We start from the raw sequence: 12,469 nt of genomic DNA, 5'->3' as shown, positions 1-12,469 counted from the left end.
ATATAATGCTAATAATACCGCACTTCATTAAGGAGGTCTTCCCCAATGCCGATTTATTATCCCCGGTTAACGACTATTGACCTTGATGAAACCAAACGCTATGCAGGGTTAGGCGGTAAAGCAGATTTTTCCGCTACACTCCTTACTGAAGCATGCACTCAGGCCCAGTTATTAGCCACCCCAAAAGGAGTTTGGCAGATCTATACCTATGACCAGGATTCACATACCATTATGTCTCCTATGCCTCTAAACCTAACAGCCGAGGGTATTATCAGGCATCTCGCCGGGGCAGCAGAAGTAGCAGTAATGGCTGTTACAATTGGAATATCGCTTGAGCAAGAAGTATCCAACCTTTTTTCCAAAAATCAGTATACACTAGGCCTATTATTAGATGCAGCCGGAACAACAGCAGTAGAAATGACCTGTGATGCGGTCTGTTATGTAATATCCGGGCAAGCAGCCCGTTCAGGACTTACAACAGGCCGCCGGTTTAGCCCCGGTTATGGTGGTTGGCCAGTCGAAGTACAACCAGAGATATTAGACTTAGCCTCAGGTTCTGCCATTGACCTTAGCGTTACAGATACCAAAATGCTGGTACCGCGCAAATCAGTCACCGCCATCATTGGTTTGTATCCTTACCACCAGGCACTGGGGTTAAATCATGAACAAGTATTATCATGCGACAAATGCGGACAGCCGGATTGTCAGGCACGAAAGGAGACAAATACTTAATGATACATATTTTCGACGGTGCAATGGGAACAATGTTGCACCAAGCAGGTCTGGAACCAGGTGAATGTCCTGAATTATGGAATATTGAACAGCCCGAAAAGGTAACCTTAATCCATCGCCAATATGTAGAGGCCGGTGCAACAATCATTGAAACCAATACCTTTGGCGCTAACCGCATAAAGTTAGCCCATTACGGACTGGAAAATAAAACAATTGCAATAAATGCAGCAGCTGTAGCTGCTGCACGGCAAGCTACCGGCAATCATGCCAAAATAGCCGGTTCTGTCGGTCCGACTGGAAAGTTTATTGCCCCACTTGGCGACCTGCCCTTCGACACCGCTTATGATGTGTTTTTTGAACAGATAAGCGCCCTTGATCAAGCTGGAATTGACTTTTTAATTATAGAAACCATTATCGATATTCAGGAGATGCGAGCAGCACTACTGGCAGCCAAAGCAGCAACCCGCAAACCAATTATTTGCCAGTTGTCTTTTGATGCCGACGGCCGTACCGTAACAGGTACAGATCCCTGCACAGCCGCTATTACCCTGGAAGCCATGGGGGCAACAATAATCGGCGCTAACTGCTCTTTAGGCCCTGCCCAGCTCTTACCGGTAATTGAAACACTAGCCCAGTCGTGTTCCATACCGATCAGCGTTCAGCCTAACGCCGGCATGCCGGAGCTAATAAACGGCCAGACCGTTTTCCCCATGAAAGCAGATGAAATGGCTGCATGGATTCCCAAGCTGATAGCTGCAGGGGCCACCTTTATCGGGGGCTGCTGTGGTACTACCCCTGCTCATATTAAAGCAATCAGGCAAACTGTAGACAGCCTCACAATTCAGGCTAAGTACCGGCAACACAGCGGCTTCACAGCCTTAACCAGTCGCACCCGCACCACATACCTTGGCCCCCGGTTTGCACCGGTCATTATCGGCGAGCGTATTAACCCTACTGGCCGCAAAGCCTTAGCAAAGGAAATTAAAGAAGGTAACTTTGTGGCAGTTAAAAAAGAGGCACTCGCCCAAATTAAAGCCGGCGCCGGTATCCTGGATGTTAATATGGGGGTTCCTGGCATCAACCAAACGGCAGTCATGAAGCAGGTTATCGAAGAATTATCGCTTTTAGTTGATGTTCCACTGGCTATCGATACAACTGATCCGGCCGCACTTGAAGCTGGACTCAAGGCCTATCCCGGCCGCGCCCTGATTAATTCGGTCACAGCCGAATCAGAAAGACTGGAAAGTTTTCTGCCATTAGCAAAAAAATATGGCGCGACAGTATTATGCCTGCCGCTGTCTGACAATGGTGTTCCTACTACAGCTATAGAACGCGTAAAAGTTGCTAAGCAAATTATTGACATTGCCATAGAGCATGGCCTAAACCGCCACGACCTGCTACTCGACGCCCTGGTTATGACAGTAGCAACAGATGCCCGGGCGGCAGCAGAAACACTGTTAACACTTAAATTATATAGGGAGCAATTGGGTTGTCCTGCCGTTATGGGTCTTAGCAACGTATCCTTCGGACTGCCCAGACGTGATTTAATGAATGCCTCATTTTGTGCTATGGCACTGGCATCAGGTCTTGATGCGCCAATCCTCAATCCCTTCGACCCTCTTATGCAGGATATCTGGTCAGCCACAACCGCCTTAAGCGGACACGACAGTCAAGCAATCGCTTACAGCAAAAAGTATGTTGATATGCCTACCCAGACGGTTACGATTACTAATACTGCACCGGATATATTAACACAAATTCGCCAATCAGTAATTAATGGCGAAACGACAGGTGTAGCCCCTCTCATCCGCCAAGCACTTGCTGAAGACTACTCCCCGCTTACCATTACCGACCAGGCCTTGACAGCGGCCATGAATGAAGTTGGCCAAGCTTTCGGCCAGGGCCGCTGCTTTTTACCTCAGGTATTATTATCGGCTGAAACGATGCGTACCGCCTTTAACACAATTAAAGAGGTTTTACCGGCCCACACTACCCAGAGTTTGGGCACTGTACTATTAGCTACAGTCAAAGGAGATATTCACGACCTCGGCAAAAACATCGTCGCCGCCTTGATGGAGAATAATGGCTTTACAGTCATTGACTTAGGTAAAGATGTTGCCCCGGCAACTATTGTAGCCGCTACTGAAGAGCACCACCCCCACATCGTTGGGCTCTGCGCACTTATGACCACCACACTCCCTCAAGTTGACATAACTATTAATGCTCTCAAAGCCGCAGGCTTTGGCGTCAAAACAATTGTTGGTGGTGCTGTCCTTACCGAAAGTTATGCGCAGCAGGCTGGCGCTGATGCCTATGCCGCCAACGGCGTAGCCGCTGTCAATATTGCCAAACAGCTACTCAGCAGTAACAATTAGTGCGCCTGCTTCCCTACCTGCTGCGAAGGAGGAGCTTGTCATGGATCAAGGTCGATACCGTGGTACATTACTTGGTTTGGCTGTGTGCGATGCCTTGGGAATGCCACTTGAGTTTAAAACACCGGGCAGCTTTCCACCGGTAACCGGGCTAACTGCCGGTGGAAAACATAACCTTAAACCAGGAATGTGGACTGACGATACCAGCATGGCCTTATGTCTGGCAGAAAGTTTAATCAAATGCCGGGGATTTAATCCTGCTGACCAGATGCTGCACTATGTCCGCTGGTATAAGAACGGGTACTTAAGCAGCACCGGCCAATGCTTCGATATCGGCAAAACTGTGCGTACGGCTCTTGATTCCTATATCTGTACAGGTCAACCCTATGCCGGGTCAGACAGTCCTCACACCGCCGGAAATGGCTCTATCATGCGCCTGGCGCCTATTCCACTAACATTTGCGGCTAATCCCCCTCTAGCCATTGATCTGGCTGCTGACAGCTCTCGTACCACCCATGGAGCTGCCGAAGCCAAAGACGGCTGCCGGTATTTAGCTGCTCTAACCATCGGCGCACTCCAGGGCCTTGACAAAACCATATTACTATCTACCGATTATTCGCCGCTATCCAAAGGTTGGAATCACCCCTTAACTGGTAAGATAGCAGATATTGCAAGCGGTTCGTTTAAACATAAAAACCCCCCCGGCATCTGCGGCACAGGCTATGTCGCAGATTCATTAGAGGCTGCTCTCTGGGCTTTTTATCGTAGTAACAGTTTTGTCCAGGGCGCGCTTCTGGCCGTCAACTTAGGTAATGATGCCGACACCACCGGCGCAGTTTACGGACAATTAGCCGGTGCCTATTATGGTATAAACGCCATACCCGCTGAGTGGCTTACTACACTATACCAGCGGGAATATATTGAAGATATTGCTGATCAATTATTGCAGCTAAGCCTAACCGGTGACTACCTGCTCAAAACTTAACTTATTCCTTTTAAGACAAGAGTTTATATTGATATACCAAAAGTCCTGGTGCCACATTTTCACGTGGTGCCAGGACTTATTAGTATTGTTCATAATATTAATTAGGAAAATAAACCCCTCCTAACGTGGAGGGTAACATAGTACGATTTATTTTTATCAACCTCAGACATTTTACGTGCTTTCGCTTTGGCCTACTCAGCAAAGATAATACTATCCTTAATCATCTGCTCCAACCTACCCTGATGTTGCTTGCCCAACTTGAACATCCAGCTACCGGCAATTACAACAGCAATAGTGGTTACACTCTCATTAACAATTTTTATTCATAACTTCGCCTCATGATTAGTGTACGCGGGATACCCCCTGACTATATCATACTGCAAAATTATGAATATCTGTTGAGACCTATGAACCTTTTAAGAATTCTTATTTTACAGGCTGTTTCTGGCGATAATTCTTAACCTGAATACTGATGTTAACATAATCACCATCAATATCCTGCTTAACCTTAATATCCATACCGCTTTTCTTCATTTGGCTGATTACACTGTTAATAGTATTAATAAAGATGCGCACATCTTTTATGATCTTTACGACGGTCTGTTTAGGAGTTGCCTGTTTTTCCTTTTCCCGGGAAATATTTCCGGTATAGGTTTCAATTAAATCCTCGGTTTCCCGCACATTTAAGCCTTTTTCTTTAACCCCGCCGAGTACCTCCATCTGTACCGTAGTATCCTCAAGTTTCAGCAATGCACGTGCATGGCGTTCAGTTAAGTTTTGTCCGACAACGGCCTGACGGACCTCTACAGCCAGTTTTAGCAACCGAAGCTTATTGGCAATGGTTGACTGATTTTTCCCTACACGCCGGGCAAGTTCTTCTTGGGTAAAATTAAAGCTCGCAATCAAATGCTGATAGCCTTCCGCTTCCTCCAGAAAGTGCAAATCTTCCCGCTGCAAGTTCTCAATCATGGCTAACTCGGCCATTTCTTTATCCTCAAGTTCCCGCACTATTACCGGAACCTCAGGTAGACCGGCCAATCGCGAAGCTCTCAATCGCCGTTCACCGGCAATCAGCTCATAAACGGCACCTTGACGACGTACTAAAAGAGGCTGAATAACACCAAACTCACGAATGGACGCTGCCAATTCCTGGAGAGAATCATCATTAAAGGTTTTCCGCGGCTGAAAAGGATTGGGGATAATAATGTCAGGCGATACTTTTAGGACTGATTGTAATCCACTAGCAAGATCATTTTCTGTATTAGGAGCAGTATTAGCTGCATCTATTTCTTCAACAACAACGGCAGAACTCCTCTCAAGAACAAGTTCGGGAACAGTTGGCGAAGCATCTCCAAGACCAAACAGCTTGGCCAAATTTCTCATGTTTCCACCACCTACAAAACAACGTTCGGACTTGCGTTATTGTATATATTCTGCAGCAACTGGAATTTTCCTCTATATTAGAGCGGCTTTTTTTCAGGTGTTCCTGGACGCCGGGGATAGTCTGAAGGTGTAGCAGCAACCTTTTTTATATAGACGACCGCCCTCTTATCAGCAAGGCCGGGTAGGATAACTGGTTCCATTCGTTCAACCCTACCACCAAGGGTAGTTATCGCCGTGGCTGCTTCTATCACTTCTTCCTCATATTGAGCGCCTTTAAGGGCAATAAAATAACCACCGGTCTGGACAAACGGCAAGCAGAGCTCACTTAAAACATTCATTCTCGCTACGGCCCGTGAAACCGCAATCTGAAATTTTGCCCGGTATTGCCTGTTTTTGCCTCCCTCCTCAGCCCGCGCATGTACAAGTTCAACACCGCGGAGTTCAAGAGTGTCGGTAACCTCCCGCAAAAACAACAGCCGCTTATTAAGTGAATCCATGAGTGTCAGCTTTAGATCAGGCCGATAAATCTTCAGTGGAATACCGGGAAAGCCGGCACCTGTGCCGACATCAATCACACTGGTATCAGATGAAAAGATATCCTCCCGGTAACAAGACAGGGAATCAATCATATGTTTAACAGCCACATCGTGTGGCAGAGTAATGGCCGTCAGGTTGATTTTTTCATTCCATTCAATCAAGAGACGATAGTAAGTCTCCATGGCTATCAGTTGGTTTTCTGATAATAACAGACCATACTCAGTAGCCGCTTGTGCCAGTAGTTCTTTAAAGCCGTCCATTAGCAGCCCCCCCTTTTTTTACTCTGCCCTACTTCGCCGTTGTTCCAGGTACACCATGAGTATCGAGATATCGGCTGGCGATACTCCGGATATGCGTGCAGCCTGTCCAACTGACAGCGGCCGGATTTTATTGAGCTTTTGGCGGGCTTCTAACGCCAAACCGTTAATTTGATTATAATCAATATCTTCTGGCAACCGTTTTGTCTCTAGTTTTGCCGAGCGTTCGACTTGTTCAATCTGTTTTTGAATATAACCTTCATATTTAACCGCAATCTCAATCTGTTCCTTAACTAATGGGGGTACCTCAGGCAAATCAAACTGAGTACGCATTGCGTCATAGGTTATCTCTGTACGTCTAAGTAAATCATACAGGGTAATACCTGTCCGCAGCTCAGCCGTACCAAGCACAGCCAGTTTAGCCTGTATTTCAGACACCGGTGTAATTTGCCTGCTTTTTAATAGCGAAAGTGTACTTTGAATAGTCTCGCGTTTAGCAATAAACCGCTCATACCGCTCATTGCTAACAAGACCGATTTCACGCCCTTTTTCCGTTAGGCGAAGATCAGCGTTGTCTTGACGAAGAATTAACCGGTATTCTGCCCGTGATGTCATAATCCGGTATGGTTCACTAGTACCTTTAGTCACCAGATCATCAATTAACACGCCAATATACGCATCTGACCGCGACAAAATAAAGGGTAGCTTAGCCTGTGCCAACAGGGCAGCATTAATACCGGCTATCAGCCCCTGAGCCGCTGCCTCTTCATAACCGGAGGTGCCATTAGCCTGACCTGATGAAAACAATCCCCGAACCTTTTTAGTCTCAAGGGTAGGTTTAAGCTCTGTCGGATCAACACAATCATATTCAATTGCATAGCCGACCCGCATGACTTCTGCCTTCTCGAGGCCGGGAATAGTACGCAGGAAAGCTAACTGCACATCAACAGGCAGGCTTGTGGACATCCCCTGAACATACATTTCAGTAGTGCCTGCCCCTTCTGGTTCAACAAAAACCTGGTGCGATAATTTATCGGCAAACCGGACAACCTTATCCTCAATTGACGGGCAATAGCGCGGCCCGGTCCCCTCAATCATGCCCATATATAAAGGCGAGCGGTGCATATTTGCTCTGATAATCGCATGCGTCTCTTCATTGGTATAAGTAAGCCAGCAAGGCGTTTGATCCCTGGTAATAATGTCACTCATAAAGGAGAAATTATGAATTATATCATCACCAGGCTGAATGGTCATTTTACCGGTATCTACAGTCCGGGCATCCACTCTGGCCGGTGTTCCGGTTTTAAAACGCATCAGCGTGATACCCAAATCGCGAAGTGTCTCAGACAACTTTATGGCCGATCGCTGCCCGGCCGGCCCGCCAGGATAATTAATATCACCGATAATGATCTTGCCGCGCAGGTAAGTACCTGTAGCCAAAACAACACAGGCAGCGCCGTACACTTCCCCTAATTCAGTAACTACCCCTGTCACCTGACCACTCTCAACCAGAATATCTTCAATCAGCGCTTGCTTTACGTCCAAATTTGGCTGCTTTTCCAGGGTATGCTTCATCGCCAACTGATACATCTGTTTATCAGCCTGAGCCCGCAAGGCATGCACAGCCGGGCCTTTGCCGGTATTAAGCATCCGCACTTGGATACAGGTCTTGTCAGTATTAATACCCATCTGACCACCCAGCGCATCTATCTCCCGCACCAGATGCCCTTTAGCCGGTCCGCCTACCGCCGGATTACATGGCATCATTGCAATATTATCCATATTAAGCGTAGTAATCAGCGTCCGGCACCCCAGACGCGCTGCAGCCAGCGCAGCCTCACAGCCGGCATGTCCTGCACCGATAACTACTACATCATAAGTTCCTGCCTGAAACAAAATCTCCACCTCATTAATTAACAAGACTATTATGCGTAAATGCAACAGCGCAGCTAAGTATTGCTCGCATTCCTATTTACCAATACAAAATTGAGTAAATATCTGATCAATTATATCCTCACCTACGGTATCACCAGTAATCCCACCAAGCTTCTCCCAGGCAGCCCGCAGATCAACAACAACACAGTCAGGCGGCATACCGTCCTCAATTGTCAGCAAAGCCTCGGCAAGACGTTGATTAGTATGCCTTAATGCATCAGCATGGCGAACATTATTCACAAAAGCGGCCTCACCCTGACTGACATGTCCACCATAAACTAAGTTAGCAATTTTCTCTTCTAGTTCAGCCAATCCGTCGCCTTGTGTTACCGACATTTTTACTACCATCCGGCTGCCAATATGCTGCTCAATTTCGGCAAAATCGAGCAAGGATGGTAAGTCACTCTTATTCACGAGAATAATAGCCTGCTGTCCGGAAAGCAGCTCTAGTATTGCCCGGTCTTCAGGTGCCAGTGGTTCAGAGGCATCTAAGAGCAGCAGAATAAGATCAGCCTGATTTATTAGTTCCTTAGCCTTTTCGACCCCGATTCTCTCCACAACATCGGCCGTCTCACGAATTCCTGCAGTATCGATTATTTTAAGCGGTATGCCACGGATATTAACATACTCTTCAATGATGTCCCGGGTCGTACCGGGAATGTCAGTAACAATAGCCCTTTTCTCTCTCAGCAGGGCATTAAGCAGACTTGACTTGCCGACATTGGGCTTACCAATAATTACAGTTGCCAGGCCTTCCCGTAATATCCGGCCGGTCTGAGCTGTGGCCAACAGTTTATCTATATCGGCTTTAGCTTTGACAATAAGCTGAGCCACATCAGCGGCTGCCGCTTCCTCAATATCTTCTTCCGGAAAATCAATAGCGGCTTCCAGTTGAGCAATCATACTGAGGATATTATAACGCAAGTGTTTAATCTCAGTTGATAAATGTCCGGATAAATTACCTACTGCCGTCTTAAGCGAGGCATCAGTCTTTGCTCTGATTATATCAATAACAGCCTCAGCCTGGGCCAGATCAAGCCGGCCGTTTAAAAATGCCCTTTTTGTAAACTCGCCAGGTTCAGCCAGCCTGGATCCCAGTATAAGCGTTAGGTCTAAAATTCGTTTTAATGGCACTGGACCACCATGGCAATGGATTTCAACAACATCTTCCCGGGTATAAGAATGGGGCGCACGCATTATAATTAATAAAACCTCATCAACAGTCTCGCCACTGGCAGGGTCAACAATTTCACCATAAACAACCTGATGTGACACAATATTGGTTGTCTGCATACCTGTTTTACTAATAAATAGTTTGTTAGCAATAGTCACAGCTTTACGGCCGCTAATTCTGACAATGCCAATGCCGCCCTCACCTATCGCCGTAGCTATAGCGCTAATTGTATCATCGCCGGTCAGCATATTCAAAAACTCCACTCCTTGAACCATATTAAACACTGATTCGTATATAAATTAATACTGTAAATGTATTATTATTCCCTATACTTTCCAATGTTCCTGCAAGCACGCATAATTAATATAGTATTCTCTGAGCAGATCAAAAATACACATAAAATTATTATTATGGATAAGCTGCTAGCAGGTAAAACATCCCTAACATAGAAATAGTAGTTATCTGTAATTGTCTGTTTTTGTCCGTTATTGAAAGAGAAAGAAGGGATGGCAATGTCTGATAAAAAGGGTATTTTACTGGAAACTGGCACTAACGAATTTGAGATAGTTGAATTTTCAATTGGCCCGGTCAGCTATGGCATTAATGTGGCGAAAGTAAGGGAAGTCATTAACCCCATACCTGTCACCAAAATGCCTAACGTCCATCCGTGGGTCGATGGTATCTTTACCCTGCGCGGACGGGTTATGCCTCTGATCAATCTCCCGCGCTGCCTGGGCAGTCAATCGACAACAACTGCGCCCAAGATTATTGTAAGCGAGCTTAACAACTACTATGTTGCTTTCCTTGTTGACGAAGTGTCCCGGATTCACCGAATTTCCTGGACAGCCATGGAACCGCCGCCCCACATCGCAAACTCGGATATGGTTGTCGGCATTATAAAAATGACTGACAAGATGGTCGTCCTGCTTGATTTCGAAAAGATTGTGGCTGATATCAATCCTGAAATGAACCAGAAATTTAATGAGGTTACGGAAAAACCATCCGATATAATCGATATCCGCAAGAGTAAGACTATTTTGGTAGCTGAAGATTCCAAGATGCTCCGCGATTTATTATTAGGCACCCTGCACAAAGCCGGCTATGCCAATGTTATCCTTACAGAGAACGGTCAGGATGCCTGGCAAAAAATTGAGCAATTAGCCGCTGGCGGTGAACCGATTGAGAGCAAAATCCAGCTTGTGATAACTGATATTGAAATGCCACAAATGGATGGTCATCATCTCACAAAACGCATCAAAGAGAACGATAAGTTAAAACATTTACCAGTTGTCATCTTTTCTTCGCTCATCAATGAGGAAATGCGTCTTAAAGGCCAATCCATCGGTGCAAACGGACAAGTCTCAAAACCTGAGATCACCCAGCTAATTGAACTTGTTGACAAATTTATTCTATAAAAAAACGACTACCCTCTGCCGGGGGTAGCCGTCTTTTTTTGACCAGCAATTATTTCATCATCAAATCCCATAATTGCTTGCCAATTAATAGGCTAGTCATACCGATAAATAACGGACGCACATAGGCGGTTCCGCTCTTAATGGCCACGCGCGAGCCCGCAATTGCCCCGGCAATCATCGCGCCCCCCATGATAAGACCATACTGAAAGTTCACTGAATCAAGATAAATAAACGTAATCACGGCTGCAATATTACTGGCAAAATTCATCACTTTCGCATTACCTGCTGCTACAACAAAATCAAAGCCCAGCATCAAAAATGAAAAAATAAAAAATGAACCTGCCCCAGGACCAAAGAAGCCATCATAAAAACCTATGCTAAACACAGCCAGCGCTATTAGTGACTTAGTTTTAGGGGTTAGTCCCTGAAAAGTTGACTCTGAGCCCCAGTCTTTTTTAAAAACAGTATAAATAGCCACAACCACTAATAGCACAATAACAAGCGGCTTTAGAAACTCCGGTGGAATATGGCGAACAGTGTATGCCCCCAGGACTGAACCGCCAAATGACAACGGAAACAGCCAAGTCACCAGCTGGCAGTCAACTTTCCCTGATCGCAAAAATGAAATTGTACTTGTCATTGAGCACAGCGAACTAGCCAATTTATTCGTACCCAGCACCACACTAGGAGGTAAACCGGTAAACATAAGTGCAGGCAAAGAGATCAACCCGCCACCACCTACTACCGAGTCAATAAATGAGGCAATAAATCCGGCTGTAAGTAAAAATAGAATGACTTCAGGACTAATGGAATCCAAAATAACATCTCCTATTGTGTTAAACATGCGACGATATTATCATAAACCTTACACTATTTAGAAATCAAGGATTTTTTCACTTTTCTCTTATTGTCAATAATTTACCAGCAGTGTACAATATTTAGTGAAGGTGAGGTGCCTGTATGGTCTATGAACACAAATATTATAGCATTATCCTAAAAGGATGCCCCCGCCGGGAAAGCTTGCGGCGGCGTCTGGAAACCGTATTATTACGTGGAAGACTAGCCATAAAAATGGCTATTGACCAGATGCCGTCTGTTATTATATATAAGGGTAAAGTTAACAATATTCTTGATATCCTTCAGGCATTTACAACCGAGAAAGCAACAATAACAATTGTCACTGACGGCATACCTCCCTCGCTTCCTTTAGATAAAATTTATCCTCATTATTCGAACTTAAGCCCTAAATTACAATTACTATTAGCTGATGTCCCCAGTAATCTCTGGTTAGGCGAAACAATATCTACCATTGTTCCGGCAAATTTTTTAGACGAAGACGGCGCATTAGTTATTTCCAGCCACGCCATATATTTTATTGACAAGCCAGAAGACGATAAAAACTGCCGCTGGCTTATCATTCCCTACACCCAAATGACCAACTCCCCTGCCGCTCCCCAGGAAAACAGCCTGTCCATAAACTACTTTGATCCGGACGGCTGTCAAACCAAAATCTTCACAATGCCGGCAGAATCCGTATTGATAAGTGAAACTGCCATACATAAAGCCAAAGCAGCAAAACGGTACTTAATAAAACTAAAGACAACATGTAATGGCTGCGGTTACATATCAGAGGATTTTTCTGATAGCGCACCTCACGAAGACCTTTGCCTCTGTGGCCA

Annotated in this window: 10 protein-coding genes; 5 read left to right on the top strand and 5 right to left on the bottom strand. The window is 45.6% G+C overall.

Annotated features, from left to right (window positions below; translation table 11 throughout):
* Positions 1 to 45: 45 nt before the first annotated feature.
* Genes VN379_RS22365 through VN379_RS22355 form a run of 3 tightly spaced genes read left to right on the top strand, consistent with a single transcriptional unit; the run spans position 46 to position 4,089 of the window.
* A complete protein-coding gene (locus VN379_RS22365) occupies positions 46 to 732 on the top strand; it encodes a methionine synthase (RefSeq protein ID WP_325538006.1) in 687 nt (228 codons plus the stop codon).
* Complete coding sequence (locus VN379_RS22360; RefSeq protein ID WP_325538004.1) at positions 732 to 3,107, top strand: homocysteine S-methyltransferase family protein; 2,376 nt, start codon at positions 732 to 734, stop codon at positions 3,105 to 3,107. Before VN379_RS22365 ends, VN379_RS22360 begins: the two co-directional genes overlap by 1 nt.
* A gap of 40 nt (positions 3,108 to 3,147) precedes the next feature.
* The gene (locus VN379_RS22355; protein ID WP_325538002.1) at positions 3,148 to 4,089 is read left to right on the top strand and encodes an ADP-ribosylglycohydrolase family protein; all 942 of its coding nucleotides are present in this window, start codon (positions 3,148 to 3,150) and stop codon (positions 4,087 to 4,089) included.
* A 426-nt stretch (positions 4,090 to 4,515) separates the two neighbouring features.
* Here VN379_RS22355 and noc read toward each other — a convergent pair whose 3' ends face one another.
* From noc to mnmE, 4 genes are all read right to left on the bottom strand, one after another.
* Complete coding sequence (noc, locus tag VN379_RS22350; protein ID WP_325538000.1) at positions 4,516 to 5,472, bottom strand: nucleoid occlusion protein; 957 nt, start codon at positions 5,470 to 5,472, stop codon at positions 4,516 to 4,518.
* A gap of 77 nt (positions 5,473 to 5,549) precedes the next feature.
* On the bottom strand, positions 5,550 to 6,269 hold the full coding sequence (gene rsmG, locus VN379_RS22345; protein ID WP_325537998.1) for a 16S rRNA (guanine(527)-N(7))-methyltransferase RsmG: 720 nt from the start codon (positions 6,267 to 6,269) through the stop codon (positions 5,550 to 5,552).
* A gap of 18 nt (positions 6,270 to 6,287) precedes the next feature.
* Positions 6,288 to 8,162, bottom strand: a complete 1,875-nt coding sequence (mnmG, locus tag VN379_RS22340) for a tRNA uridine-5-carboxymethylaminomethyl(34) synthesis enzyme MnmG (protein ID WP_325537996.1) — start codon at positions 8,160 to 8,162, stop codon at positions 6,288 to 6,290.
* Between the two features lie 72 nt (positions 8,163 to 8,234).
* Entirely contained in the window at positions 8,235 to 9,623 is a 1,389-nt protein-coding gene (mnmE, locus tag VN379_RS22335) for a tRNA uridine-5-carboxymethylaminomethyl(34) synthesis GTPase MnmE (RefSeq protein ID WP_325538008.1), read from the bottom strand.
* A 264-nt stretch (positions 9,624 to 9,887) separates the two neighbouring features.
* Here mnmE and VN379_RS22330 point away from each other — a divergent pair, with 264 nt between their 5' ends.
* Complete coding sequence (locus tag VN379_RS22330) at positions 9,888 to 10,790, top strand: chemotaxis protein (protein WP_325525800.1); 903 nt, start codon at positions 9,888 to 9,890, stop codon at positions 10,788 to 10,790.
* A 49-nt stretch (positions 10,791 to 10,839) separates the two neighbouring features.
* Here the strand turns inward: VN379_RS22330 and VN379_RS22325 are convergent, their stop codons facing one another.
* A complete protein-coding gene (locus tag VN379_RS22325; RefSeq protein WP_325525799.1) occupies positions 10,840 to 11,607 on the bottom strand; it encodes a sulfite exporter TauE/SafE family protein in 768 nt (255 codons plus the stop codon).
* Between the two features lie 143 nt (positions 11,608 to 11,750).
* Here VN379_RS22325 and VN379_RS22320 point away from each other — a divergent pair.
* Positions 11,751 to 12,469 (top strand): hypothetical protein (locus VN379_RS22320; protein ID WP_325537994.1); only part of this gene is annotated, 719 nt, incomplete at its 3' end.

The organism is Sporomusa sp. (assembly GCF_035561255.1).
Lineage (GTDB): Bacteria > Bacillota > Negativicutes > Sporomusales > Sporomusaceae > Sporomusa.
This window is presented reverse-complemented; position numbering and strand designations above follow the sequence as displayed.

Coding starts and splice junctions, on each gene's coding strand:
- VN379_RS22365 (WP_325538006.1), top strand. CDS start 46: ATGCCGATTTATTATCCCCGGTTAACGACTATTGACCTTGATGAAACC.
- VN379_RS22360 (WP_325538004.1), top strand. CDS start 732: ATGATACATATTTTCGACGGTGCAATGGGAACAATGTTGCACCAAGCA.
- VN379_RS22355 (WP_325538002.1), top strand. CDS start 3,148: ATGGATCAAGGTCGATACCGTGGTACATTACTTGGTTTGGCTGTGTGC.
- noc (WP_325538000.1), bottom strand. CDS start 5,472: ATGAGAAATTTGGCCAAGCTGTTTGGTCTTGGAGATGCTTCGCCAACT.
- rsmG (WP_325537998.1), bottom strand. CDS start 6,269: ATGGACGGCTTTAAAGAACTACTGGCACAAGCGGCTACTGAGTATGGT.
- mnmE (WP_325538008.1), bottom strand. CDS start 9,623: ATGCTGACCGGCGATGATACAATTAGCGCTATAGCTACGGCGATAGGT.
- VN379_RS22330 (WP_325525800.1), top strand. CDS start 9,888: ATGTCTGATAAAAAGGGTATTTTACTGGAAACTGGCACTAACGAATTT.